The 24,591-nt window shown below is 62.5% G+C and carries 21 protein-coding genes and 1 pseudogene; 10 read left to right on the top strand and 12 right to left on the bottom strand.

Annotated elements, in window-relative coordinates:
• Window positions 1-125 precede the first annotated feature (125 nt).
• Entirely contained in the window at window positions 126-1,046 is a 921-nt protein-coding gene (locus FHX10_RS26410) for an alpha/beta hydrolase family protein (RefSeq protein WP_029868116.1), read from the bottom strand.
• Window positions 1,047-1,221: 175 nt separating this feature from the next.
• On the opposite strand from FHX10_RS26410, the gene FHX10_RS26405 reads away from it, so the two are divergent.
• Window positions 1,222-1,800, top strand: a complete 579-nt coding sequence (locus tag FHX10_RS26405) for a nucleotidyltransferase family protein (protein ID WP_246721380.1) — start codon at window positions 1,222-1,224, stop codon at window positions 1,798-1,800.
• Between the two features lie 53 nt (window positions 1,801-1,853).
• On the opposite strand, the gene FHX10_RS26400 is transcribed toward FHX10_RS26405, so the two are convergent.
• The 3 genes from FHX10_RS26400 to FHX10_RS26390 all read right to left on the bottom strand — a co-directional run bounded on the left by FHX10_RS26400 (window position 1,854) and on the right by FHX10_RS26390 (window position 5,602).
• Window positions 1,854-3,479 (bottom strand): cisplatin damage response ATP-dependent DNA ligase, encoded by a 1,626-nt coding sequence (locus FHX10_RS26400; protein ID WP_168333952.1) that lies wholly within the window; start codon window positions 3,477-3,479, stop codon window positions 1,854-1,856.
• Between the two features lie 229 nt (window positions 3,480-3,708).
• On the bottom strand, window positions 3,709-4,719 hold the full coding sequence (locus FHX10_RS26395; protein ID WP_048338326.1) for a ligase-associated DNA damage response exonuclease: 1,011 nt from the start codon (window positions 4,717-4,719) through the stop codon (window positions 3,709-3,711).
• Window positions 4,720-4,789: 70 nt separating this feature from the next.
• Window positions 4,790-5,602: an alpha/beta fold hydrolase gene (locus FHX10_RS26390; protein WP_097542738.1), complete on the bottom strand. Its 813-nt coding sequence runs from the start codon at window positions 5,600-5,602 to the stop codon at window positions 4,790-4,792.
• Between the two features lie 121 nt (window positions 5,603-5,723).
• Between FHX10_RS26390 and FHX10_RS26385 the strand changes: the two genes are divergently transcribed.
• Complete coding sequence (locus FHX10_RS26385; protein WP_183905771.1) at window positions 5,724-6,695, top strand: glycerophosphodiester phosphodiesterase family protein; 972 nt, start codon at window positions 5,724-5,726, stop codon at window positions 6,693-6,695.
• Window positions 6,696-6,740: 45 nt separating this feature from the next.
• Here FHX10_RS26385 and FHX10_RS26380 read toward each other — a convergent pair whose 3' ends face one another.
• Window positions 6,741-8,609, bottom strand: coding sequence for a diguanylate cyclase (locus FHX10_RS26380; RefSeq protein ID WP_097542740.1), 1,869 nt, complete (start codon window positions 8,607-8,609; stop codon window positions 6,741-6,743).
• A 665-nt stretch (window positions 8,610-9,274) separates the two neighbouring features.
• Here FHX10_RS26380 and FHX10_RS26375 point away from each other — a divergent pair.
• The gene (locus FHX10_RS26375; protein WP_047614496.1) at window positions 9,275-9,997 is read left to right on the top strand and encodes a helix-turn-helix transcriptional regulator; all 723 of its coding nucleotides are present in this window, start codon (window positions 9,275-9,277) and stop codon (window positions 9,995-9,997) included.
• A gap of 16 nt (window positions 9,998-10,013) precedes the next feature.
• Here FHX10_RS26375 and FHX10_RS26370 read toward each other — a convergent pair whose 3' ends face one another.
• Window positions 10,014-12,311: an EAL domain-containing protein gene (locus tag FHX10_RS26370; protein WP_047614196.1), complete on the bottom strand. Its 2,298-nt coding sequence runs from the start codon at window positions 12,309-12,311 to the stop codon at window positions 10,014-10,016.
• A 255-nt stretch (window positions 12,312-12,566) separates the two neighbouring features.
• Here FHX10_RS26370 and FHX10_RS26365 point away from each other — a divergent pair, with 255 nt between their 5' ends.
• Both FHX10_RS26365 and FHX10_RS26360 read left to right on the top strand, forming a co-directional pair.
• On the top strand, window positions 12,567-13,934 hold the full coding sequence (locus FHX10_RS26365) for a TIGR03808 family TAT-translocated repetitive protein (RefSeq protein WP_097542743.1): 1,368 nt from the start codon (window positions 12,567-12,569) through the stop codon (window positions 13,932-13,934).
• Between the two features lie 176 nt (window positions 13,935-14,110).
• Window positions 14,111-14,776, top strand: coding sequence for a glutathione S-transferase family protein (locus FHX10_RS26360; protein ID WP_168334137.1), 666 nt, complete (start codon window positions 14,111-14,113; stop codon window positions 14,774-14,776).
• A gap of 3 nt (window positions 14,777-14,779) precedes the next feature.
• Here FHX10_RS26360 and FHX10_RS26355 read toward each other — a convergent pair whose 3' ends face one another.
• Window positions 14,780-15,676 carry a LysR substrate-binding domain-containing protein gene (locus tag FHX10_RS26355; RefSeq protein WP_047614191.1) on the bottom strand — a complete coding sequence of 299 codons (897 nt, stop codon included), beginning with the start codon at window positions 15,674-15,676 and terminating at the stop codon, window positions 14,780-14,782.
• A 177-nt stretch (window positions 15,677-15,853) separates the two neighbouring features.
• On the opposite strand from FHX10_RS26355, the gene FHX10_RS26350 reads away from it, so the two are divergent.
• Together FHX10_RS26350 and FHX10_RS26345 are read left to right on the top strand one after the other, a co-directional pair.
• A complete protein-coding gene (locus tag FHX10_RS26350; protein WP_047614189.1) occupies window positions 15,854-16,048 on the top strand; it encodes a hypothetical protein in 195 nt (64 codons plus the stop codon).
• Between the two features lie 38 nt (window positions 16,049-16,086).
• Window positions 16,087-16,439, top strand: a pseudogene (locus FHX10_RS26345) (MmcQ/YjbR family DNA-binding protein).
• Here the strand turns inward: FHX10_RS26345 and FHX10_RS26340 are convergent.
• A complete protein-coding gene (locus tag FHX10_RS26340; protein ID WP_168334135.1) occupies window positions 16,424-17,044 on the bottom strand; it encodes a glutathione S-transferase family protein in 621 nt (206 codons plus the stop codon). The pseudogene FHX10_RS26345 and the gene FHX10_RS26340 sit on opposite strands and share 16 nt — an antisense overlap.
• Before the next feature lie 353 nt (window positions 17,045-17,397).
• On the bottom strand, window positions 17,398-17,754 hold the full coding sequence (locus tag FHX10_RS26335; RefSeq protein ID WP_047614493.1) for an NUDIX hydrolase: 357 nt from the start codon (window positions 17,752-17,754) through the stop codon (window positions 17,398-17,400).
• A 141-nt stretch (window positions 17,755-17,895) separates the two neighbouring features.
• Here FHX10_RS26335 and FHX10_RS26330 point away from each other — a divergent pair, with 141 nt between their 5' ends.
• The gene (locus FHX10_RS26330; RefSeq protein ID WP_168334134.1) at window positions 17,896-18,651 is read left to right on the top strand and encodes a DeoR/GlpR family DNA-binding transcription regulator; all 756 of its coding nucleotides are present in this window, start codon (window positions 17,896-17,898) and stop codon (window positions 18,649-18,651) included.
• Here the strand turns inward: FHX10_RS26330 and FHX10_RS26325 are convergent.
• Both FHX10_RS26325 and FHX10_RS26320 read right to left on the bottom strand, forming a co-directional pair.
• Window positions 18,626-19,369 carry a hypothetical protein gene (locus FHX10_RS26325; RefSeq protein ID WP_183909287.1) on the bottom strand — a complete coding sequence of 248 codons (744 nt, stop codon included), beginning with the start codon at window positions 19,367-19,369 and terminating at the stop codon, window positions 18,626-18,628. The genes FHX10_RS26330 and FHX10_RS26325 overlap by 26 nt on opposite strands.
• Window positions 19,370-19,498: 129 nt before the next feature.
• The gene (locus FHX10_RS26320) at window positions 19,499-20,506 is read right to left on the bottom strand and encodes an asparaginase (RefSeq protein ID WP_168334133.1); all 1,008 of its coding nucleotides are present in this window, start codon (window positions 20,504-20,506) and stop codon (window positions 19,499-19,501) included.
• A gap of 648 nt (window positions 20,507-21,154) precedes the next feature.
• Here FHX10_RS26320 and FHX10_RS26315 point away from each other — a divergent pair.
• Window positions 21,155-22,366, top strand: a complete 1,212-nt coding sequence (locus tag FHX10_RS26315; RefSeq protein ID WP_047614182.1) for an MFS transporter — start codon at window positions 21,155-21,157, stop codon at window positions 22,364-22,366.
• 25 nt (window positions 22,367-22,391) lie between these two features.
• Here FHX10_RS26315 and FHX10_RS26310 read toward each other — a convergent pair whose 3' ends face one another.
• Window positions 22,392-23,015: a helix-turn-helix transcriptional regulator gene (locus FHX10_RS26310; protein WP_168334132.1), complete on the bottom strand. Its 624-nt coding sequence runs from the start codon at window positions 23,013-23,015 to the stop codon at window positions 22,392-22,394.
• A 103-nt stretch (window positions 23,016-23,118) separates the two neighbouring features.
• On the opposite strand from FHX10_RS26310, the gene FHX10_RS26305 reads away from it, so the two are divergent.
• Entirely contained in the window at window positions 23,119-24,546 is a 1,428-nt protein-coding gene (locus tag FHX10_RS26305; RefSeq protein WP_168334131.1) for an MFS transporter, read from the top strand.
• Window positions 24,547-24,591: the final 45 nt, after the last annotated feature.

Raw genomic sequence — 24,591 nt, 5'->3', positions numbered from 1 at the left:
CGCGAGGCTGGTGTTGGGGTGGGAAAAGCAAGATCAGCAAACGATGAACCCGCCACCGTGGGCGGCGGCGGGATCGCAATCAATCATCCGTCACACTTCATCGCTGCTGCCGGTATCGGCAAAACTCAGGCCGCCACCCCGTGGAAGAAGCGGATGCTCTGTTCGATCTCGGCCGGCAGCGCCGAGGTGTGGTTGCCGGCGACGGTATCGGTTTCGATATGGATGCCGGCGGCGCGGGCGCGGCGGGCAAGCAGATCGGCGCGGTCATTGAAATGGGCCTCTTCGGTGCCGTGGACGACACGGACCGGGCATTTGAAGCTGTGGGCGTAACACAGCGCCGACCGCACCTCGAACTCATGCGCATTGCTGTCGTCGAAGCGGATATCCTGGGGATAGCGGCTGAAGAAGCGGAAAGCATTGGGATTGCCCGAAATCGGCGCCGCGGCACGGAACTTATCGGTGCTCATCGCCGCCAGCATGGTCAGCGTGCCGCCGATGCTGTGGCCGGCGATGAACAGGCGTTCGGGATCGACACCCGGCAGATGCGCCAGGCGCTCGGCGGCGGCGAGCACATCGTCGACCTCGTCATAGAAACCGGAGAAATTGCCCATCTGGCCGTTTTCGCCGCGCAGCGATGGCATCATCACGACATAACCGGCATCCATATAGGGCTTCATCAACTGCCAGTGGCCGATGCCCATGGCATTGCCGCCGTGCAGGAAGAGCACGGCCGGTTTGGCGGCGCGCTCGCGCTTGTATTTCGAAACCCAGGCCGCCAGTTCCAACTCGCCGTAGCCGGAGCGGTAGAAGATCTTGTCTGCATCGGCAGGCGCATTCAGCGGTTCGTATTTGTCGGGCGCCGGGCCCTTCTGCAACAGCTTGGTGCGAAAATGGTGGCGGACTTTGGCATAGTCGCCTTTGGCGAGGCGCGGCTCGTCCGGGACATCGAAGGCGGCCGCCATCCGCGGCAGGACGAATGCACCGGCAAGACCCGCCAGCACGGCACGGCGTTGGAGGAAAAAGGAATTTTGTTCACGCGAGCTCATAACGCAGCACCCAAATCATCTCCCCGGCATGCAAAATCTGCACCGGAAGATCGTTGCCGCCAATACACATGGTGTTGAAAATATTGCCCTGCGTCATTGTTGCGCAGGTTGCCACGCAAACCTTATCGCAACAATCTTATATCGGGAATCGCGTTGGATAAGCGAAAAGGGGGAATTGACGCTGAATCCGCACATGGAACTCCAGGCGATCATTTCGGACAGTCCGCTTCTCTCGACGGTGCTCGATCACTGGGACCGTATCGGGTTGCCTGATGCGCGATTGGTGGCCGGGGCGATCGCCCAGACAGTATGGAACCACGCCTTTGGCTTTGCCCACGATCACGGCATCAATGACATCGATATTGTTTATTTCGATGGCAATGATCTGTCCGAAAGCGCCGAAGCAGATCACTCTGCCCGTATTCGGGGGCTATTATCCAATCTGCCTGTCTGGATAGACGTGAAGAACCAGGCCAGAGTTCATATTTGGTACAAGGAAAAGTTCGGGCATTCGATAACGCCGTATACATCCACAGATGAGGCGATCACGACCTTTCCGACCACGGCCGCTGCCGTCGGCATTCGCCCCGTGGACAAGGGGCTGGATCTGTTTGCACCCTACGGCCTGAAGGACCTCCTGGCCCCGGTGGTGCGAGCCAACAAGAAGCAGATTACCCGGGAAATCTACGAGAAGAAGATCGCGCGGTGGGGCACGCTGTGGCCGGATCTTGAAATCATCGCCTGGGACCTGTAGGCGGATCGCTTGACGGCTTCTGCCCCAGTCTGCGTCATTCATTATCCATCCGGTCACGCCGGTTTGGCGTCGATCATGGCGATCAGCGTGCGCAACCGGTCTGCCTCGTAGGAGGGTTTGTCGGGGCGCAGGCGGGCGATGCGGGGAAAACGCATGGCGACACCGGATTTGTGCCGGGTCGAGCGGTTGATGCCCTCGAAAGCCACTTCGACGACGAAGCCGAAATCCCTGTCGGCGCGCACGGCCCGCACCGGGCCGAAACGCTCGGTGGTATTGTTGCGCACGAATTTGTCGAGCACCTCGAGTTCGGCATCGGTAAAGCCGAAATAGGCCTTGCCCACCGGCACCAGCTGTTCGCCGTCCTCGTCGTCGGCCCAGACGCCGAAGGTGAAATCGGAATAATAACTGGAGCGCTTGCCATGGCCGCGCTGGGCATACATCAGCACCGCATCGACATTGTAAGGATTGCGCTTCCACTTGAACCAGGGACCCTTCATGCGGCCGGCCTGGTAGATGCTGTCGCGGCGCTTGATCATCACGCCTTCGATGACGGGATCGGGCGGGGCGGCGCGTAGGGCGTCGAGTTCCTCCCATGAGGAGAACGGCACGAGCGGCGAGAGGTCGAAACGGTCATGGGGGGCGCGATCGATGATCTCGGTCAGCCGGTCGCGGCGATCGATATAGGAGCGGCCGCGGACATCCTCCTCGCCGTCGAAGAGCAGGTCATAGGTGCGGATGAAGGCGGGGTAATCGCCAAGCATCTTCGCCGTCACCGTCTTACGGTTCAGGCGCTGTTGCAGGTCGGAGAAGGTTCGGGTCGGGCTGTTGGAGCGGGCGGTGCCGCCGACCAGCAGCTCGCCGTCGACGACGCCGGAAAAATTGATCGCGTCGAGAATATCGGGAAAGGCGCCTGAAATGTCGTCGCCGGAACGGGAATAAATCTTGCGCCTGTCGCCCGAGCGGGAGAGCTGGACGCGGATGCCGTCCCATTTCCACTCAGCGGCGTAGCCGGCCGGATCGAGGCCGGCCAGATCGCCCTCCTCCACCGCATTGGCGAGCATGACGGAATGGAAGATCGCCGGTGTGGCCAGCACCGGCTTTTCGCCGCCGCCTGCCAGCCATGTGAACAAGGTCTCGTAAGGTGGCTGCAGGCCATGCCAGAGGGTTTCGATCTCGGTCACGTCCTTGCCGCCGAGATCGGCGAGCGCCTGCTTGGCAAGGCGGGCGGAAACGCCGATGCGCATGGCGCCGGTCGCCAGCTTGATGAAGGCGAAACGGCCGGACGAATCCAGCCGGTCGAGCAGGTCGCGGACGAAGCTCCGCACTTCGGTGCGGCCGAGCGCGTTCATGCCGGTGACGACTTCGCCGAGGCGCGGCTGAGCGAGTGCCGAACGGTCGATATCCCTCTCATTGTCCCAGACGAGCGAGATGGTTTCGGCAAGATCGCCGACATAGTCATAGGAATAGCGGAACAGCACCTCGTCGATGCGCTCCAGCACCAGCTCGCGCAGCATGGCGGGCTTGACGTTGCGCACCTCCAGCGTGCCGGCGATGGCGGCAAGGCCATAGCCGCGGTCGGGGTCCGGCGTGTCGCGGAAATAATCGGTGAGCAGCTTCAGCTTGCCGTTGCGGCTGGGGGTGAGCACCAGACGGTCGAGGAGGTCGGCGAAGGCTTTCATGGACGCCTCCCGGCTCTTGAGGAAAACCCCTCCCCAATGGCGCATGGAAAAGCCCCCTCCCCAAGCCCTCCCCACAAGGGGGAGGAACTAACCTGCGGCAACGCCTCGTCCCAAGGCAACGTCGCTGCATGCAAGGCCGTCAGAGGTAAAATGCGACGGGCGAGGCCCGGCATCCCCTCCCCCTTGTGGGGAGGGTTTGGGGACGGATTTTCAGCAACGAACTCCATCCTCAATCCCCCTCGTCCTCATACCCCACCAGATGCAGCGGTTTCGCCTTGATGCCCTGCAATTGGCACCAGCGCACCAGGGCCTCCTCGCGGCCATGCGTCACCCAGACCTCGGCCGGGTGCAGTTCCCGGATCGTTTCCGTCAGTTCCGGCCAGTCGCAATGATCGGAGATGACGAGCGGCAGTTCGACGCCGAGCTGTTTGGCGCGCTGGCGCACCATCATCCAGCCGGAGGCGAAGGCCGGCAACGGTTCGTTGAAACGGCGAGCCCAGCGGTCGGCGAAGGCCGATGACGGACCGATGACGACGGCGCCCCTGAAGGCTGATTTGTCGCGGCTTTCGATGGTGGCCGGCAGCAGCTCGCCGAGATCGATGCCCTCTCCGATATAATAGTCGCAGAGCCTTTCCATGGCGCCATGGATATAGATCGGTTCGGCATAACCGGCATCGCGCAGCAGCCGGATGACACGCTGGGCCTTGCCCAGCGCATAGGCGCCGACGAGATGGGTGCGCTCGGGAAATTGCCGCAGCGACGCCAGCAGCTTGCCGATCTCGTCCATCGGATCGGGATGATGGAAGACCGGCAGGCCGAAGGTCGCCTCAGTGATGAAGACATCGCAGGGAACCGGCACATAGGCCTCGCAGGTCGGGTCGGGGCGGCGCTTGTAATCGCCGGAGACGACGATGCGGGTGCCGTTCTTCTCGATGGCGATCTGGGCCGAGCCGAGCACATGGCCAGCCGGATGAAAGCTCACCTTGACGCCGTTGACCAGCAGCGCCTCGCCGAAGGCGGCGGCCTGCTCGCTGGCGCAAAAACCCTCGCCGTAACGCAGACGCATGATGTCGAGCGTCTGGCGGGTGGCAAGCACATTCACATGGCCCGGCCGGGCGTGATCGGAATGACCGTGGGTGACGAGCGCCTGCTCGACTGGCCGCACCGGATCGACATAGAAGCCGCCTTCGGGGCAATAGAGCCCTTCGGGGGCGGGATAGAGCAGCGCATCAGGTCTCATGAAGCGAGAGATAGCGGGAAATGGGCGCGAGGCCAGAGGGGCTGGAAAAGCTCACGATCGAATGCGCCGCTCACGCCGGTGATCCTATCCCATCGAGGAAGGTGACCAGCGCGGCGTTGAACTCGGCGGGCCGCTGCAGCGGCGCGAAATGGCTGACGCCCGGGAGATAGATCATCGCAGCGTCCCGAATGCTGCGGGCCAGATATTCGGCATGGTCGGGCTTGATGAATTCATCATGTTCGCCGAGCACGATGGCGACCGGCACGCGGATCCGGCCGAGGTCGGCCGCGTCATAATTCGGCTCCGTCCGCATCATCAGGCTGACCGCCTCGACAAAAGGATGGAAATCGTCCGGCGTGGCGGACAAGGCGGCATAATCGCTGGCGTGCCGGCTGAAGCATCGGTCGATGACCGGGGTCGGATGAAATTCCAGCGTGCCGCTCGGATCCATGTTGCAGGCGAAGAAAAAGACGCCCTCAACCCGCGACGGCGCCGTCATGGCCAGGATCAGAGCGATGCAAGCGCCGTCGCTCCAGCCGACGATCGCCGCCTTATCGATATGGAGTTCGTCCATGACGGCAAGCACGTCGGCAGCCATCAACTCATAGGCATAGGGCCTGATATCGCGGCTGCTTCTTCCGTGGCCGCGGCTGTCGATCAGCACGACGCGGCGGCGGCTCAGCAACAGTGCCGGGATCTGATAGCCCCAGTTGCCGCTATGGCCGAGGCCGCCATGCAACAGAATGACGGGAGGGCCGGCGCCGTAGCTCGCATACCAGATGCGGGCGCCGTCGTGCTCGACATGGCCTTCGACTGCTGCCGGCGGCAACGGGGCGGCGCCATGCGCTTCAAAATGGATGAGCTCGTCGTCTTGTGGTTCCATAGCGATCAGGCTCCCGTCCGGCAAATAGGCGATGGCATAGAAAAGCCGGAAAAGGGCCCAAGAACAACCGGAATCGCTTTCTAGCCCTTGTGCGTTCGATGCAACCGGAGGGGGATAAATCTTGGGCAGGAAGCTTCTCTATTGCGCGGCGGCAATCGCCGCTGCAGCCGCCGGCATCTACCTCAACAATACCAACCTGCTCGCAGAGCATCGGCCGGGAAAACCGGTGCTGCTCGCCCATCGCGGCATCGCCCAGCGGTTCGACGAAACCGATCTGAAGAACGATACCTGCACGGCCGCCCGCATGCTGCCGCCGAAACACGATTATCTCGAAAATACCATCCGCTCGATGCAGGCAGGCTTTGCAGCCGGCGCCGATATGGTCGAGATCGACGTGCATCCGACGACGGATGGGCAATTCGCCGTCTTTCACGATTGGACGCTCGACTGCCGCACCGACGGGCACGGCGTCACGCGCGAGCATTCGATGGCCGACATGAAGAAGCTCGACCTCGGCTATGGCTATACGGCCGATGGCGGCAAGAGCTTTCCCTTTCGCGGCCAGGGCATCGGCATGATGCCGACGCTTGCCGAGGTGCTGACGACCTTTCCGGATCGGCGCTTCCTCATCAACGTCAAGAGCCGCGACCCTTCCGAGGGCGAAAAGCTCGCCGCCGTGCTCAACGGGCTTCCCGCCGCGCGACGGGCTGATATCACAGTCTATGGCGGCGACGAGCCGATCGACGTCCTGCGCCGGCTTTCGCCCGATATCAGGACCGCCTCGCGCAAGAGCCTGAAGGGCTGCCTGTTCGGCTATATCGGCTATGGCTGGAGCGGCGTGCTGCCGGACGTCTGCAAACATCGGATGATGCTGGTGCCGATCAATATCGCGCCGTGGCTCTGGGGCTGGCCGGACCGTTTTCTCAACCGGATGCAGGATGCCGGAACCGAGGTCTTCGTGCTCGGCCCCTATCGCGGCAGCGATTTTTCCAGCGGCATCGACGACCCCACGCAACTGGCACGGCTGCCACAGGACTATGCGGCGGGCATATGGACGAACGAGATCGAGGCGATCGGCAAGCTTGCAAAGTGAGGCTCGCTGAGAAATAGGGGCGAGACGTGTGCGAAGTGTCGGAACTCACGCCGCTCTTGCTTGAACTGCAGCGGCTTCAATACGGTCGCGACCGTGCTTTTTCGCCGCGTAAAGCGCCCGGTCTGCGGCCGCGACCAATTCTGCCGGCGTCGTAAATCGATCCAAGATGTTCGCCACACCGATACTGACCGTCACGATCATTTTGCTGCTCTCACTGTGCGGGATTGCGCGCCGATGCAATGCCGAGCGCAGCATCTTGGCAAGCCGCACCGCGCCGTCCCTGTCCGTGCCGGGCAGCAGGATGGCGAACTCCTCCCCGCCAAATCGCGCCGCGAGGTCGCAGGGGCGCTTGGCAATCGACCTGAGGACCTCGCCGATCATCCTCAGGCAATTGTCTCCTTCGAGATGACCATAGGTATCGTTGTAGGCCTTGAAGTGATCGACATCGATCAGCAGCAGGCTGAGAGCGGATTCGGCCCGGCGGGCGCGGGCAAACTCTTCCGAGATCGCCTCGTTGAACACTCTGCGATTGGCAATACCGGTCAATGCGTCGGTGTCGGCCAGCCCTTTCATCTTCATGGCGAGCTGCGTCAGCCGTTCCTCGGAGTGCTTCATCGAGGTGATGTCGGAAACCACCACCAGGGCGGAGCCGTCGGCCGCCAAACGGGTGCGCTGCCTGAGCCAGCGTCCATCGAACATCGGTATGTCACTATCATGGGTCAGGAAAAGCTGGGCTGCTTCCGTCTCTATCCAATCCTCGCCGGCATCCGGGCCGACGTCGATCCGCTCACCGTTGCGCATAACGGCCTGCAGAATGTCGGTTATAGCAGCGCCGGGCCGTCTGGCATCGGCTGAACGGGGAAAGGCGGCGCGATACTGATCGTTGCAAAACACCAGCCGGCCCGCGGAATTGAACATGGCAAGCCCATCGGACATTTCCGTCATCGCTTGGGACAACACGTTCTTGCTGTCGAGCGCTTCCTGAATGAGACGCTTTTTCTCGGTGATATCGCGGGTCACGCCGGAAAGTCCGATCAGATCGCCGTGGCGGTTCCGCAACGGGACCTTCGACGTCATGAACCAGCGTTCCCGGCCATTCTCTTGGACGAGCGGTTCCTCGAAGTCGACGATGGGTTCGCCGGTCGCCATGATCTCCTGTTCGTGATCGAAGAACGCTTGCGCCATTTCGCTGGGATAGAGATCGAAATCCGTCAGGCCGACCATCTCCGAAGACTTGGTGCGGTCGTGGTTTCGCGCGACGTTGAGGTTGGTGACGACGAAGCGGCTATTCCGGTCTTTGACATAGTGGAAATCCGGCGCCTGGGTCAGCGCGGCCTTCAAGATATCCCGCTCGAGGGTAAAGGCATGGAAATAGGTAATGACGGATGCCGCGGCCAAGGTCGCGGCGAATTTCACGCCTATGACGGCAAGGCTGACAGTCGTGATATGCGACCAGCCGCCTCGATGGAAAATGCTCATCGCCAATGTGACCGCGGCCACCGTTACGGCACAAGCCAGAGCCTTTTTGACATCCGCCGAGCCCCTGCCAAACAGGAAGTGGACCGCCAGTCCAAACACGGATACCAGCATGATCGAGATCAGTGCCGGCTCGACACCGGCGCCACCCATGGAGATCCTCTGCACGGATGTGAGGGCGGCTGTCGTCAGAACCGCCAGCGGACCGCCGTATACTGCCGAGACCGCCAGCAAGGTCGAACGGAGATCGAGATAATAGCCGCTGTCGACCTCGACGGACAGCAGCATCGACAAGACTGCCCCAAGGCCCATCATCAAGCCGAAACCAAGTTCTGCCTGGACCTTCGACAGGCGGTAGAACTTGTAATGCAGGTGCATCCACACCGAAATGACGAGCGCAACCGCAGCCACATTTCCGATCAAGACTTGCCAGGGCACGACATATTCCTCTAATATTTACAGTTACTTAGTACAATTTCATCGATCAAAACGAATTGGCGGAAGACATCGTCGATTGGCGGTCGGTATGCGGTCCCCTCAAAGAGTGCCAGCAGCGCTCCCACTGCGAGCTTGCGCTGGACGAGCAATCTGAAGATAAAATCCGGCAAATTCTTTAAGTATCCATTAACCCGGTCATTCACCCATACAGGCTCTTCGAGCCAATCAGGCAGAGGAGAAATGTGTCAATAAAATCAATCTGATATAAGCATTCGTTTCGAACGTATCGGTTCGATACAAGATTTGCCGCGGTGGATTTTCCATGCCGACATTGGCGATTTTTCACCGCTTTTGTGCCCGGAAGCCAGAAAGCGCCTTTACGATTTGTTAAGGGCTCGTTGTCTCGTAAGCGTACTTTTCCCGGCAGTTAAGGCCTTGTCTTTTTCTTCCGCTGCCACATGTTGCAGCGTCCTCCAACCGTGTAGAATCCACATCCGATCCGAGCGGATTCGCCCGGCACATTACAGCGTCCCTTGCACGTCTTTCGGACGCGCAAAGGACGCTGTAACACTTTGAATTGCTGCATCATTCTCTGTATCGATTGCGATTTGAGGAATGAGGCGGCCGTCGCCAAGCGCCCGGATGCGGCGGCTGATGGAGAAGACATGAAGCTCGAGGCCGAATTCAATCGAATCGAGGAAGTCGCCGCAGGCTTCAACACGCATTACGAAGTGTTCAAATATATGAAGGGTCTCACGCAAGACCTTGGAATGAATGCGTTCCTGTTCATGACGCTGCCGACCGTCGACATCCTCGAAATCGGCGCGACGAAGATCATCACCAATTGGCCGGCGGAGATGGTGGATTTCTATGACGCCCATAACCTGATGATCGACAGCCCGGTCATCCGCCGGATGCTGAGATCGACCAGCCCGTTCAACTATGACGTCGAAGCGATCAATACCAATCGCGGCGAAGGCAAGAAGTCCACGGTCATCGAGCTGTTCAACCGATACGGCATGGAAAAAGGCGCCTATTTTCCTGTCCACGATGCCGCGGGCGGACGCGGCGCCATGTCGATTTCGGGGTCGCGGAATTTCAGCATGATCGAGATGGCGAAGCTGCTGTTCATCGCCACGCTGATCTATGACCGGCTCTCGCAACTGACATTGAACGAGAAACACAAGCCCATCGAGTTTACGGCGAGCGAGCTGGACTGCCTGAGGCTGACCGCCGGCGGCAGGAAGGGCAATGAAATTGCCAAACTTCTCGATCTCTCAGAAAATGCCGTGAACAATCACATCGGCAGCGCGATCAAGAAACTGGGATGCACCACGCGAACGCAGGCCGTCGTCAGCGCTCTGCGGCTCAATGTCATTCGCGTTTAGAAATCAAGGCGGCTGATTAGAGGCTGCGCGCCTTCAGCAATGCCGGGATCTCCTCCGGAGAGACGGGCTTGGAGAAGCGGTAGCCTTGCGCCTCCTCGCAATGCGCGTGGCGCAGGAAATCCATCTGGGCATCGGTTTCAACGCCTTCGGCCAGCACCGAAAGCTTCAGCGTCTGCGCCAGTGAAATGACGGCCGAGGCGATGGCGACGGCGGTCTTGTCGCCCGGCAGGGCCTCGACCAGCGAACGGTCCATCTTCAACCGGTCGAAGGGGAAGGTCTTCAGTGCCGCAAGGCTGGAATAGCCGGAGCCGAAATCGTCGATCGACAGGCGCACACCCAGCGCCCGCAGCGATTCCATCATGGCAAGCGCGCGCTCGGCATCCTGCATCACCACGCTTTCGGTGACCTCAAGCTCCAGCCAGCGCGACTGCAGCCGGTGGCGATCGAGCGCCTCGGCGACATGGGTGGCGAAATCCGGATCGGCGAACTGCTTGGCCGAGACGTTGACGGCGATCGTCAGCGGCGTCAGGCCCATATCCTGCCACTGGCGCGCCTGGCGGCAGGCCTCGTTCAGCACCCAGAGGCCAAGGGGGACGATCAGGCCGGTCTCTTCGGCGAGCGGAATGAAATTGACCGGCGGCACCCTGCCCTTGGCCGGATGGTTCCAACGCACCAGCGCCTCGAGCCCGGTGATGCGGCCGGTGGCGACATCGACCTGCGGCTGGTATTGCAGGAAGAGCTGGTCGCCGGTGATTGCCTGGTGCAGCTCCTCCTGTTCGCCAAGCGGCATTCCGACGGGCGTGCTGCCGCCCTCATGATGCTGCAATGTGTTGCGGCCGAGCTCCTTGGCGCGGTACATGGCGCGGTCGGCATTGGCGAGAAGCTCTTGCGAGGTGGCGCCATCGAACGGGAAGGCAGCAACGCCGATGCTGGCGGTGACGGTGAGCTCGCCATCCTCACCGCGGATCGGCCGGTTGATCGCCTTCTGCAGCTCGCGAAGGCGGCGCGTGATGCCGGCATCATGGCTCGACTGGTGGACGAGCACCACGAGGAATTCATCGCCGCCGAGACGCACGACCATATCGGAGGCCCGCACGCTGTTGGCCATGCGGGCGGCAACCTCCTTCAGCACCTCGTCGCCGGCGGCATGGCCGCGGCCGTCATTGATATCCTTGAAATTGTCGAGATCGATATAGGCGACGGTCACCTTGCGGTTGTTGCGCCGGGCCTGGTCGAGGATATTGGCCAGCCGTTCTTTCAGGAAGGCGCGGTTCGGCAGGCCGGTGAGATCGTCATGATGGGCCATGAAATGGATGCGGTCATCGACGCGCTTGCGCTCGATGGCGATGCCGGCGATGTGGGTGGCGAGCGCCACCAGCGTCATCTCATGCTCGGTGGGACGGCGGACTTCCCTGGAATAGAGCGCAAAGGTGCCGAGCACGTTGTTCTGCGAGGTGGCGATCGGCGTCGACCAGCAGGAGCGGAAGCCGAACGGCGCAATCAGCGCGCGAAAATCCTCCCACAGCGGATCGACCATCACGTCCTCGACGATGACGGTCTGACCGCGCCATGCGGCGGTGCCGCAGGAGCCGACCTTGGGACCGATGGTGACGCCGTCGATCAGGCGGCTATAACCGCCGGGCAGATTGGGAGCGGCGCCGTGATAGAGCCTGGTGCCCTCGCTGTCGAGCAGCAGCACCGATCCGTCGATCCCCGTCAGCTGCGATTCGATCATCAGCACCAGCGCCTCGAGGATCATCGGCAACGGCTCGTTGCGGGCGATCATTTCGAGCAGTTTCGCCTGGCCGCGATGGAGATCCTCCTGAAGCTTGCGCTCGGTGATATCGCGGGACACGCCGATCAGACCGACGACTTCGCCGCGATCGTTGCGCAGCGGTATCTTCGAGGTCAGCCGGCATATCGGTCTTTTGCCGCCGGGAAGGATGTAGGATTCCTCCATGTCGATGCGGGCTTCGCCCGTCGCCATGATCTGCTGCTCGATATCGAAATGGTGGCGCGCCGTTTCGAAATCGAACAGGTCGAAATCGCGCTTGCCGGTGATCTGCGCCGCGCTCTGCACGCCGAGGCTGCTGGCGGTGACGGCATTGGCGAAGACAAAGCGGCTGTCACGATCCTTGACGTAGAGGAAATCCGGAAGCTCGTGGACGATTTCCTTGAGGCGCAGGTTCTCGATGCCCTCGGAAAGGTGATGGGCGGTCGATGCCATCATCGCCTCCGTCGCGGCGACGATGCGCCGCGTTTCGGCTGTCAGGGCATCGGTCGATTCCCATCGCCTGGCACTCGGTTCGTGCATAACGCCATTCTCCCCCGCGGCCGAAGGCCGTATCCCGCCCTTGTCATCATAGAATTTCCCTTCAAAGTAGTCCTCATTCCCTTCGGCTTGCTTAAATGAAAGGGTGAACAAGACGACAATATAAGCGGCAATATCCTGCCGTCGGCGGCGGCTACACCTGCAATTTCGGCCACCTCTGCCAAGCTTGTACCAAAAGAATACATGCCCACCTGGCACGTTTCCTGCTACGGGCGCGTTATGACAGGAGTGCGCCGAATGCCTTCACGCCGCGATATGCTTCTCTTTCTCGCTGCCTCGGCGGTGGCGGGAGGGGCATCGCGCGCCCTTGCCTCGCCGCTGACGGCCGCCGCCCAGCCCGATCTGCGCGGTGCGATCGACGCGGTGGAATATCGCGCCGTTCCCGAAAGCGGCGACCGCAAGACCCGCAACCTTGAGCAGATGATCGAACGGGCGGCGCGCGAGAACGTGCCGGTCTTCCTGCCGCCCGGCACCTACCGGATCTCCAATCTCACCCTGCCCGACAATACCCGCATCACTGGCGTGCCCGGCGCCTCGCGGATCGTCTACACCGGCGAAGGCCACCTGTTTTCGGCCGAAAACGTGCGCCGCATCGAGCTTTCCAATCTCGTCATCGACGGCGGCAATCGCTGGCTTGGCGATTACGCCGGCGCGCTGCTGCAATTTACCGGCGTCGACGAGGTGCTGATCGACAATTGCGAGATCGGCGGCAGCCGCAAACACGGCCTGCAACTGGAGCGCTGCGGCGGACGGATCGAGCGCAGCCGCATTTCGGGTGCGGCCCAATCCGGGCTTTACGCGGTCGAATCGGCAAATCTATCGGTCACCGGCAACACGGTCTCGGATTGCGGCAATGGCGGCATCCTGGTGCATCGCTGGAAGAAGGCGGAGGACGGCACCGTCGTTTCCGGCAACCGCATCTCCAACATCCGCGCCAATGACGGCGGTACCGGCGAAAACGGTAACGGCATCAATATCTTCCGTGCCGACGGCGTGATGGTAACGAATAACCATATCTCCGACTGTGCCTTCACGGCGATCCGCGCCAATTCTGCCTCGGACATCCAGATCAACAGCAACCAGTGCCGGCGCTCCGGCGAGACGGCGATCTATGTCGAATTCGCCTTCGAGGGCGCCGTGGTTTCCGCCAATATGATCGACGGTGCGGCAAACGGCATCTCGATCGCCAATTTCGACGAGGGCGGCCGGCTGGCGAGCGTCACCGGCAACGTCGTGCGCAACCTCACGCTGAAAGGCCCCTACACCCACGAGGTCGGTTTCGGCATCGGCATCGCGGCGGAGGCCGATACGCTGATTTCCGGCAATGTGATCGAGGGCGCGCCGCGCTGGGGTCTGCAGATCGGCTGGGGTCCGTATCTGCGCAACGTCGTTGTGACAGGCAATGTGGTGCGCAAGGCGCCCGTGGGATGCGCCGTCTCGGTGGCCGACGGCGCCGGCACGGCCGTCATCACCGACAACATCTTCCAGGAGACCACAGAAGGCGCAGTTTTAGGCTTCCAGTGGGAGAAGAAAGTCTCCGCCGAGATGGCTGGCGGCGGCTCGCCTTATGCGCAACTGACCGTCGAGCACAACCGGGTCTCGTGACCGTTTAGACAATTCCCGGCAAAAGCGCTTCGCGCTTTACCTGGCAAAACCGCTATACACGTTTGCTGGAATTGGTGAGGCCATCAAAAGCTTTCATCATCCCATCAGCCACAGGGACTTTTCCCACGCCGATCCGGCATTTACGCTCCCGCGGACAATATCGAGGGGATACGTTCATGCTGATAATCTACGGAGTCTATCGATCGCGCGCTTCCCGCGTCTATTGGATGGCGGAGGAGCTTGGGCTCGAATTCCGCTCGGTGCCGGTGCTGCAGGCAAGGCGGCTTGCAGATCCGCTGGCGGAGGATGCGCCGCTCAACACGTGTTCGCCTGAATTCATCGCCGTCAATCCGATGGGGCAGATCCCCAGCATTCGGGACGGCGATCTCGTCATGCACGAGTCGCTGGCGATCAATCTCTACCTCGGCCGCAAAAACGGCGGGCCGCTTTCCGGTCAAACCGTCGAAGAAGACGGATTGTTGACGATGTGGACGGTCTGGGCGGCGGCAGAGGTCGAGCCGCATACGGTGCGGATCGTGCTCACCTATGATAATGGGCTTGAAAACAGCGAAGGCGGCAAAGAGACGATCGCCGTCGCCTGCCGCTCGCTGCGCAGGCCGCTAAAAGTTCTCGAAGGCCATCTTGCCGGCCGGCCATGGATCGTCGGCGACCGCTTCACCGTCGCCGACCTCAACCTCGCCGAAGTGCTGCGCTACGCCCAGAGCGAGGAGGCGCTGTTCCAGGCACATCCGAATATCAAAGCCTGGGTCGAGCGCTGCCAATCCCGCCCGGCCTACAAGGCGATGCAGGCGACCCGCGGCAAAGAGCCGATCGAGGTGTGAGGACTACCGGAAGAGAGCCAGTGTGCCGGCCATTTCCTCGCGGATCCAGGCCTTGAAATCCTTGACCTTCTTCGGCTCGCGTGTGCCTTCGGCGGTGACGAAATAGTGGCCGAAGCCGGTCGGCGCGCGAATGCCGAAGGGGGCGGCGAGCCGGCCTTCGGCAAGCGCAAAGGCGGCAAGGGTCTGCCAGGCGAGCATGACGCCCTGGCCGGCGATCGCCGCATCGAGGCAGAGCGAGGCATCGTTGAAGACGTGGCGGGTCGAAAGCGTCGCGCCCGATAGCCCGGCCTCGCGCATCCAGACCTCCCAGGTGAACATGGCATGGCCATCGATGATGGCGGGCAGTTCGAGGATATCGGCGGGCTCTTTCAATTTCGCCGCCATCTCGGGCGAACAGACGGGAAAGACCTCCTGCTCCAGGAGCAGTTCGGCCTTCACGTCAGGCCATTTGCCGTTGCCGACGCGGATGCCGATATCGACGTCGCAGAGCGCCGGGCTGACGAGGTTGGTGGTCGCATCCAGCCGCAGCTTGATGTCTGGGTGGCGCTCGGCGAAGCGATCGAGCCGGCAGACCAGCCAGCGGGCGGCGAAAACCGGCGCCACCGATATGGTCAGGATGGTGTCGTCCTTGCGGTTTGCGATCGACACCGCCGCCGAAAGCCGGGCGAAACCCTCGTCCAGCGCCAGGAGAACCGGCCGGCCGGCTTCGGTGACAATCATTCCCCGGGCGGTGCGCTCGAAGATCACCTGGCCGAGCTGGGCTTCGGCCTTGATGACCTGCTGGCTGACGGCGCCGACCGAGACGCCGAGTTCCTCGGCGGCGGCCTGGAGCGAGCCAAGACGGCCGACGGTTTCCAGCGCCCGCAGTCCGTTGAGATGGACGGTATTCAGGTTCTTCATATAGTTTTTCTATAACGGCTCCGCTTTAATCTCAATTGAAATTCTGCCTGGAGAGGCCGACATTGCAAGCATAGGCAATCCATTCGAACGCAGTGTGTGAGGCGGATAAGATAGTTCAGCAGACGGAAGCCACTTTGCGATCATCCTTCTACGCCACCGAAGAAAGCGAGGCCTGCCATGTCATTGCTGAAGTTTTTCTTGAGACCTGCCCTTGCCGTCGGAAGGGCAGACATTGTCCCGGCCTGGAAGGACGATCCGTTGCGGCATCCCGAGGTCGAACGCATGTCGATGCGCGAAATCGCCGATCTGCCGCTCGGGATACAGGCGGGCTTTCCCAAAGAGGCCAAGCCGCCGCTGGCGAAATGCGCGTGAAACCGTGGTAGGTTCGCCCCGGCAGAAAGGGCGGAACCATGGCCGGTGATGTCGATGCGATCTTCGAACGGCTGAAGCGGCTGGCGGCGGAAGCCGGGCTGCCTGATGTCGAGGAGAGCACCTCCTATGGCAATCCGGCGCTGAAGGTCGGCGGCAAGAGTTTTGTGGCGGTGCCGAGACGATCGTCATCTCGATTTCGCTCGACGACAAGGACCACCTGCTGGAGATGGCGCCCGACGTCTATTTTCAAACCGATCATTATGTCGGCTGGCCATATCTGCCGGTGCGCGCCGCCATGATCGGCGACGAGGAATTGCGGTTGCGGCTGATCGGCGCCTGGCTGTTCCGGGCGCCGAAGAAGCTTGCCGCCCGCTATCAGGCCCGATCGTAGGCCAGCGCCCGCTGGACGGCAGGGCGCTGCAGCATGCGGGCGTGATGGTCGCTCGCCTTTTCGAAGCGGGTGGGATCGACGCCGTCGGACGGCAGCCAGTCGGTCATGACGAAAAGATAGGGATCGGCGATCGAATAGGTCTCGCCCATCACCCATGGGCCTTTAAACATCGTCTGCTCGATCAGTGTGAAGCAATCGGCCATGTTTTGCGGCACTTTCGCTTTCATCGCTTCGATGGCGGCCGGCTCGTCGGCCCAGCGGGAGCCGCGCGGGCGATGGGCATGGTTCACATGCACGGTCGAGCAAATATAGCTGTTGAAGGACTGGAGCCTGGCCAATTCGAAGACATCGCCAAGCGGCGCCAGCTTGGCGGCCGGGGCGCTCTGGGCGATATAAGCCAGGATCGCCGGCGTTTCCGTCAGCACGCCGCGATCGGTGACAAGTGCCGGCACACGGCCCTTCGGGTTGATCTTCAAATAGTCCGGCGAACGCTGCTCGCCATCGCGGAGGCTGATCTTCTTTACGTCGAAGGCCAGGCCGGATTCTTCCAGGGCAATAAGGCTTGCGAGCGCACAGGTTCCCGGCGCGTAATACAGTGTCAGCATGTTCGACTCCCTTTCGGCGAGGGTTATAGCGTAGCGGTGGGTGCGCCGGAACTGGGGGATTGGGTTTTGATCCTCCATCGGGACAAGGGTGGGTGCGAGTGTGAGGGCATGATCGGTGTGCCGTGCCGCGCCCCTCATCCGGCTGCCGCCCCCTTCTCCCCGCAGGCGGGGCGAAGGGGATAGCCGCAACCTCTCGGTGCCTCGCTCACCTCTCGCAGGGCACGTCCCCTCGCCCCGTTTTTACGGGGGTCCGAAGGACGGGGCGAGACGAGTGGCTCGACCCCGGTAAGGTTAGGGTGAGGGGCCTATCTTGCACTTCAACTCCTTGTCAGCTAACGCAGCCAGGCCCACCCTCACCCGCAGCCCGGCACATCCTCCAGCCGGTGCCAGACGGGGATGCCGCGCTCCCTGGCGATGCGCACGTCGTTATCAGCCCCCTTGGAATCGCCGGGCAGGCGCAGCACGCCCTCGCAGAGCTGCAGCAGCCGGCCGGCGACCGGGTGGAAGATTTCTTCGTAGAGCGCGTCGCCGACCGAGCGGCCGCCGGCAGCGTGCCAGATCGGCAGGGCCACCCATTCGCCGATCATCGGCACGTGGCCGGCTGCAAACAGTGCGTGCGAGGGTTCTTCCAGCCGCTTCAGGTTGGCGGCCATCTTCTCCGGGTCGTCGCCCGTTCCGGACCGGTAAGGCCCGGCAATCAAAATCAACATGATCCACTCCATTCGCCCCGCCTGTGCGGGAGCACTCCCGGCCTCATGCACGGGATGTCGTGAAAATGCACGATATTTCTTGAATGTCGAGTCACTTCGTGCAATATCGGGTGATTATGTTTAACTTCGTGCAGAGAGCCCATGCTGACGACGCAACGCAAGACCCTCATTCTCGATATCCTGCGCCGTGACGGACAGGTGATCGCCAAGCGTGTCGCCGAGGATTTCGCGCTTTCGGAGGACACGATCCGCCGCGATCTCCGGGAAATGGCGGCGGAGGGGCTGTTGAAACGGGTGCACGGCGGGGCGATGCCGCTGGCGCCCGACCTGCCTGATTTCACCGCCCGGCGCAGCGTCTCGTCGCAGATCAAGGCGCGGCTGGGGGCCGCGGCGGCAGCGATGGTCAGGCCGGGACAGATGATCTTCCTCGACGGCGGCACGACGACGGCGGAGATCGCCAGGCACTTGCCGCGCGACATGCCGCTGACGGTGGCGACCCACAGCCCGACCATCGCCGCCGAACTGGAGCACCACGCCACAGCCGAGGTGATCCTCACCGGCGGACGGCTCTACAAACATTCGATGGTGGCGACCGGCGCGGCGGCGATGGCGGCAATCTCGCAGCTGCGCCCCGATCTGTTCTTCCTCGGCGTCACCGCCGCCCATCCCCTGCACGGGCTTTCCACCGGCGATTTCGAGGAAGCGGCGATCAAGCGGCATATCGCCCACTGCGCGGCCGAAACCCATGTGCTGCTGACCGAGGAGAAGTTCGACCTCGTCTCGCCCTGCCCGGTGCTCGGCATTTCCGAGGTGGCAGGGCTGATCGTGCCGATGGAGATGACGGCAGAGCGGCTGAAACCCTATCGCGATCTCAACGGCGCGATCGCCGCAGCATGATGGCCCTGCGCGAGGGTTGTTGCCGCGCCGTGGCGTGCGGCAGCAGGCTGGCGGCAAGAGCCGCGATGAAGGCCGCCAGCACGGCATAGGCCGGCGTCATGCTGCCGGTTCCAAGGGTGAGCACCATCTGCAGATATGGCTGCGCCAGCGCGATGACGACGGCAAGCGCCGGCATGTCGAGCAGTGTCCCGGCGATCCGCGACAGCTCCGACATGAAGGCTGCGCCAGCAAGCGCGCCGTAGACCGCCGTCAGGCGGATTGTGCGGCGCAACGGCACCGAGGCGGCAAGCGGCAGCGTGTCACCATCCTCGAGCACAAGCGTGAGATAGGCGACGAAAGCCGCCAGGAACAGGAAGGCGACGGGCAGTGCGGCGAGGGTGGCGGGTTGCGTCAGAGCCGCCGCATCCGCGGCCAGGAAGAGAAGGATCGGCGTGGAGGCGACGAACCAGACGGTGACAACAGGCCCCCAGGACCAGAGGAGCGAGAGCCTGTGAAGACGCAGCAGCGTGGCGACGAAGAGAATGCCGATCGCGGTCCAGATGCAGGCGGGTTTGAGCAAGCCCGATATCAGCCGGAGGGTCGGCTGGCAGGCGCCGGCCATTTCTCCGCAGCCGGACAGCTGGATGGTGAGCCAGGTGATATAATCGAGGCTCAGCGCGGCGAATAGGAAGATGCCGATCCCCATCAGCATCCACCAGAGATAGCGGCCTGCAAACATGCCCTGCCCTCATGGCTTCCAGGACTGTGCTCACGCCGCCGCGAAGGGGTGCATCCGCGATCGCGGGACGTACCCTTTTATATTAGGTAATTCTTATTTTTCTAATAACTTATATATGCAGAGCCACGCTCATCCGGCGAAGGCGGAGGTGACCCTGACATCGCCGACATGGATGCCGTTCCAATTGCGCATCGGCAATTCGGCATGGGCCATCAGGCCCGCATGCACCTCGCCCTCCGTCTCGAAGAAACGGGCAAGCGTCGCCGCCACCATGGCTTCGGCAGCACGGGTCGTGCCGTCCTCGCATTTGAGCGCGATGGCGATGCCCTTTTCCGGGATCGCCGCACAGAAGACACCCTCGGCGCCGGTTTTGACGAAGATGCGGCCGGGGGCGATCTGCATCAATTCCGTGCAGGCGCGGCCGGAACCGGCGACATAGAAGGGCTCGGCCATGCAGGCTTCGATCAGCCGGCGGGACGCCTTGGCGCGTAGAGGTTCCAGGCCGGTGCCGGTCGCCATTTTGGCAAAACCGTGGGCGAGACTGCGAAGCGGCACGGCATAGGTCGGAATGGAGCAGCCATCGGTGCCGCAGCTTTCCGCTCCGAGCACGGCGCCGGTCAGGCTTTCCATCGCCGCGCGGATTTCGACCTGTAGCGGGTGCTGGTAGCCGACATAGCCCTTCGGATCGATATCCTGATGGCAGCAGGCGCAGATGAAGCCCGCATGTTTTCCCGAGCAATTGTTGTGCAGCGCGGTCGGCGCATCGAGCGTGCGGGCCTGATGGATCAGGACCTTCTGACTCATCGACCAATGGGCGCCGCATTCCAGCGCCTCGGCATCGCGACCGGCCCGCGACAGCATCGAAGCGGCCAGCGCCACATGCGCGTCCTCGCCATTATGCGAGGCGCAGGCCAGCGCCAATTCCTTGTCGCCGAAGCCATAGGCATCGGCAGCACCACTCTCGACCAGCGGCAGCGCCTGCATCGCCTTGCAGGACGAGCGCGGGAAGATGGCGGCCTCGATATCGCCCAGCGAAAGGACAAGCTTGCCGTCTCCATCAACGACCGCCACCGCGCCGCGATGGCGGCTTTCAACGAGCAGGCCGCGGGTGACTTCGACGGTGACGGGATTGGACATAGGCTCTCATCCGGATGCTGGCTGGGTTGCGCAGTCCATAACGCGTCACGCGGCGAAAGCCAACGGGGTTGACGTTTTGCCAGGTTTAGGTGGCTAGGCGGATGCCTGCTGATAGTGCCGGCTCTATATGTGGCTGGACGTCACCGCGGCAGCGGAAGTGCGCCCTCCCGCCGGCCGCGCTCCCCAACCTCCATTATCCCTTGAGTTTAGACGCCTCGAGACGATATGCCTTGCAATCCAGTTTTCACAATCCGAGGAATTGTTTTTGCAATCGGGCATATCTATCACCGAGTCCACATTGCTGGCACTTTTCACGATTGTCTCTCTGAGCTTGGCGTGTTGGCTGGCGCGCCGGCCCGCAAAGACGAGCGTTGGAATCACCCTTGGAGTCCTTCTAGGGCTGGCATTGATAATCATCACATCAACTCTGGTCGGATTTTTGGGAAATGTTCTTCCATTCGGGCAAATCGACTTCTGGCTCTCCAATCTGCTCGCGAAATTCTAAAATAGGCGTTCAGCCCTGTTGCGGGCTTGGACGGCGATCACATCCCCCAAACATTCATCACATGAATTGACCGAAGCGATCTAAAACTATCGTTTCTCTGATAGGTCCGATGCAGCTAAGAGTGGTGCATCAGGAACCGCGCCATGCCCTCTACTTTTTCCTTGATCCTTCGTGACAACAGGATCCGCATCCCGACGGTGACGCTCGTCGCGCTCGCCTTCACCTATGCCTCGACCGTGCCCTACCAGTCGATCATCGGGATCAATGAACTGGGCTTGAGCAACGGCGCCTATTCGGCGCTGGTGTTCTTCTCGGCGATCGTCAACGTCACGACGAGCCTGACGCTCGGCATCTGGTCGGACAGGCTGAAAGAGCGGCGGCCGCTGGTGCTGGGGCTTTCCGTCGCCGGCATGCTCGGCTTCGGGTCGATCGCGATCATCCACAGTCCCGCAGTCTTCATCTTCTCCACGCTGTTGCTGGTGCCGATGAGCAACTCCACCTATTCGCTGCTGTTTGCCAGCCTGCGCGCCAGGACCAACCAGATGGAGCGCGGCCAGGGTGCGGCGATCACCGCGACGGTGCGGGCACTCTATTCCGGCTCATGGGCGCTGGCGCCGGGGATGATCGGCCTTGCTCTCGTCAGTTCGCCGTCGATGACGCCGGCCTATGGGATCGCGGCGCTGGCAAGCTGCACCTGCTTCTGCCTGTATTTCTTCTTCGCGCCCGGAAATGGCGCCGCCGGCCCTGCCCCCGATCATGTCGGCTTCCTTGCGTCGCTGAAGCGGATCTTTGAGCCTTATGTGCTGTCGCGGGTCATCGTCATGTCGATGCTGTTCGGGCTGCAGCGGCTGAACGGCATGCTCTCGCCGCTGATCATCACCCATGCGGCCGGCGGCACCGTGGTCGATGTCGGCTTCATGGCCGGGCTGACGGCCTTTCTCGAAATGCCGTTCATGGTGATGTGGGGTTTGGCGCAGCGCCGCTTCCGGACCGTGCACGTGCTCGCCTTCGGCGCGCTGATCTACTGCGTCTATCTCTCGCTGCTCGGCTTTGCGTCCGCGCGCTGGCACATCTATGCGCTGCTGCTGGTCAATGCCTGCGGGGTGGCAGCGATCCTCAGCGTGCCGATCACCTATCTGCAGGACCTGATCGCCGATCGGCCGGGGCTCGGAAGCTCGCTGATCTCGCTGAACACCTTCATCGGGGTTGGCATCAGCGCCGGCCTCTTCGCCTTCGGCACCGCGATCACCGATTATTCCGGCACCGCTTTCGTCGGTGCGGTCGCGGGTCTGGCGTCGATCGGCGCCCTGCTCTATCTCGAAAGCAGCAAGCGTCAGGCGCGGCAGCCGGCATGAAGTGCGACGTTCCGAACAATCCGCCTCAACGCGGCGTGATGCGATAGGCGCAGCGGCGGGCGCCGAGGAGGATGTGTTCGCTGCGCTCGACATCGGCGCCAAGGACGGTGCGGAAGGTTTCGAGTTCGGAGCGGCAGAAGCCGGCGCAGGCGGTGGCGGCGGCGCAGATCGGGCAATGGTTTTCGACCAGTATGTAGGCGCCGTCCGCCTCCTGCCAATGATCGGCCATATAGCCTTCGCGGGTGCGGATGCCGGCAAGCCCCTCGACGCGGGCAGCAAGGTCGCCGGCAGTCTCCAGCTCTTTCCGATAGCGCTGCAGCGTCTCGGCCTCGCGGGCGGAGATGACGGTATCGAGGGCTGCGGGTCCGAGCTGTTCGACCAGCGTGCCGAGCAGGTTTGCCGTCAATTCGGCGTGGCCATCGGGAAACTGGCGGTTGCCGGCGGCTGTGAGCTGCCAGAGCTGGCGCGGCCGGCCCCTGCCGGTGGCGGCTGTTGTGACCGGTTCCACCAGCCCCTCCTCCGCCATCTTCGAAAGCTGCTGGCGGGCGGCCTCGCCTGAGATGCCGAGCGCATCGCCGATCGCGGCGGCGAGCTGCGGGCCGTCGGTTTTGATCAGGATCAGAATGCGGTTGGCAGGGGACTGGCGCATATTTTTCCAAGTCAAGTCTTGTTTAATTCGAGACAGCATGCAATTTTCCAATTTATAACTTGGAAAATAATCCTTCGCCAGTCAAAATCTCGGGGATTCTCCCATGTCGAATATCGACCAGACCGCAGCCCTCCCGAATCCCGGCTCCGTCTTTCGCCTGTTCCTGCCCGAGCACCTGCCGGCAACGCTGATGCTGGCCGGCGGCGTGATGCTTTATGCCGTCGAGAGTTACATCATGGCGACGATCGCGCCTTCGATCGTGCGCGATATCGGCGGGCTCGCGCTGTTTTCCTGGGTCACCAGCCTGTTCGTGGCGGCTGCCGTGCTTGGCTCGATCTTCGTCGCCATGCGGCCGCGAGGGATCGGGCTTCGCACCGTCTATGTGATCGCAGCACTGGTCTTCGGCGTCGGCAGCCTGATTGCCGCAGCCGCCCCCTCGATGCCGGTGGTGCTGATCGGACGCGCCGTCCAGGGTCTGGGAACCGGGGCACTGGCCGCGCTCGGCTATGCCTTCATCCGCTTCGTCTATCCCGAGCCGCTCTGGCCGAAGGCCTCGACGCTCTATGCGGCGATCTGGGGTGTGGCGACCGTCATCGGGCCGACGCTCGGCGGTTTCTTTTCGTCCGGCAGCAGCTGGCGCTACGCCTTCATCGTCCTCGTGCCGCTCGGCCTGCTGATGGCGGCGCTGGCGCCGCGGCTGTTGCCCGAAGTCGAGGACGATCGCGAGCAGGCGAAAACCCCGGTTGCGCAGATCGGGCTGCTGCTGGCGGCCGTGCTGATGGTCAGCGCCGCCGGCGCGATCGAGACGACGGGCGCGAGAGGAGCGCTGATTGCCGCCGCAGTCGTCGCCGTCGCCGGCATGTTTCTCATCGAGAGGCGAAGCGCGAACCGGCTGCTGCCCTCCGGCGCCGTCAGCCTGTCCCGGCCGATTGCACGGGTCTATCTGACGATGTTCGCCCTGACCGTCGTGCTGGTCAGCGACGTCTTCATTCCCTATTTCCTGCAGACGCTGCATGGGGTGACGCCACTCCTATCGGGTTATCTGGTGGCGCTGGTCGCCCTCGGCTGGACATTCGCGGCCTTCCTCAGCGGCTCGCTAACCGGCGGCCGAGCCCATGCGGCGATCGTCATCGGCGCTCTCATCGAGGCGGCGGCGACCGCGTTGCTCGCCGTCTTCCTCGGCAGCGACAATCCGGAAGGGCACCTGCTCCTCATCGTGCCGGCGGCAATCGGCATGTTCATGATGGGCTTCGGCATCGGTCTCGGCTGGGCGCATCTCGTCGCCATGGTCCTGAGGCTCGTTGCCGACAATGAGCAGGACAAGGCCTCTTCGGCGATCCCGACGATGAGTTCGCTCGGCGGGGCTTTCGGCGCGGCCTTCTCAGGGGTCATTGCCAATGGCGCCGGCCTCGTCGATCCGGGCGGTATTGCCGGCAGCATCTCGGCGGCCCACTGGCTCTATCTGCTGATGGCGCTGCCCGGCATCGTCGCGATTGCGGCGGCGATGACGCTGAGAGACCGCCGGAATTGAAAGAGGCGCCTCGGGTTCGGGGCGCCTTTTCACAATTGAACGCTG

It is taken from the genome of Rhizobium sp. BK591 (assembly GCF_014195045.1).
Classification (GTDB): domain Bacteria; phylum Pseudomonadota; class Alphaproteobacteria; order Rhizobiales; family Rhizobiaceae; genus Rhizobium; species Rhizobium anhuiense.
This window is presented reverse-complemented; position numbering and strand designations above follow the sequence as displayed.

What these genes read in the sequence shown, in the direction of transcription:
- FHX10_RS26325 (WP_183909287.1), bottom strand. Translation starts at nt 19,369, where the DNA reads ATGTTTGCAGGCCGCTATCTCTGGTGGATGCTGATGGGGATCGGCATC.
- FHX10_RS26315 (WP_047614182.1), top strand. Translation starts at nt 21,155, where the DNA reads ATGCCCTCTACTTTTTCCTTGATCCTTCGTGACAACAGGATCCGCATC.
- FHX10_RS26370 (WP_047614196.1), bottom strand. Translation starts at nt 12,311, where the DNA reads ATGCACGAACCGAGTGCCAGGCGATGGGAATCGACCGATGCCCTGACA.
- FHX10_RS26400 (WP_168333952.1), bottom strand. Translation starts at nt 3,479, where the DNA reads ATGAAAGCCTTCGCCGACCTCCTCGACCGTCTGGTGCTCACCCCCAGC.
- FHX10_RS26395 (WP_048338326.1), bottom strand. Translation starts at nt 4,719, where the DNA reads ATGAGACCTGATGCGCTGCTCTATCCCGCCCCCGAAGGGCTCTATTGC.
- FHX10_RS26390 (WP_097542738.1), bottom strand. Translation starts at nt 5,602, where the DNA reads ATGGAACCACAAGACGACGAGCTCATCCATTTTGAAGCGCATGGCGCC.
- FHX10_RS26360 (WP_168334137.1), top strand. Translation starts at nt 14,111, where the DNA reads ATGCTGATAATCTACGGAGTCTATCGATCGCGCGCTTCCCGCGTCTAT.
- FHX10_RS26340 (WP_168334135.1), bottom strand. Translation starts at nt 17,044, where the DNA reads ATGCTGACACTGTATTACGCGCCGGGAACCTGTGCGCTCGCAAGCCTT.
- FHX10_RS26320 (WP_168334133.1), bottom strand. Translation starts at nt 20,506, where the DNA reads ATGTCCAATCCCGTCACCGTCGAAGTCACCCGCGGCCTGCTCGTTGAA.
- FHX10_RS26305 (WP_168334131.1), top strand. Translation starts at nt 23,119, where the DNA reads ATGTCGAATATCGACCAGACCGCAGCCCTCCCGAATCCCGGCTCCGTC.
- FHX10_RS26355 (WP_047614191.1), bottom strand. Translation starts at nt 15,676, where the DNA reads ATGAAGAACCTGAATACCGTCCATCTCAACGGACTGCGGGCGCTGGAA.
- FHX10_RS26375 (WP_047614496.1), top strand. Translation starts at nt 9,275, where the DNA reads ATGAAGCTCGAGGCCGAATTCAATCGAATCGAGGAAGTCGCCGCAGGC.
- FHX10_RS26410 (WP_029868116.1), bottom strand. Translation starts at nt 1,046, where the DNA reads ATGAGCTCGCGTGAACAAAATTCCTTTTTCCTCCAACGCCGTGCCGTG.
- FHX10_RS26335 (WP_047614493.1), bottom strand. Translation starts at nt 17,754, where the DNA reads ATGTTGATTTTGATTGCCGGGCCTTACCGGTCCGGAACGGGCGACGAC.
- FHX10_RS26310 (WP_168334132.1), bottom strand. Translation starts at nt 23,015, where the DNA reads ATGCGCCAGTCCCCTGCCAACCGCATTCTGATCCTGATCAAAACCGAC.
- FHX10_RS26350 (WP_047614189.1), top strand. Translation starts at nt 15,854, where the DNA reads ATGTCATTGCTGAAGTTTTTCTTGAGACCTGCCCTTGCCGTCGGAAGG.
- FHX10_RS26330 (WP_168334134.1), top strand. Translation starts at nt 17,896, where the DNA reads ATGCTGACGACGCAACGCAAGACCCTCATTCTCGATATCCTGCGCCGT.
- FHX10_RS26365 (WP_097542743.1), top strand. Translation starts at nt 12,567, where the DNA reads ATGCCTTCACGCCGCGATATGCTTCTCTTTCTCGCTGCCTCGGCGGTG.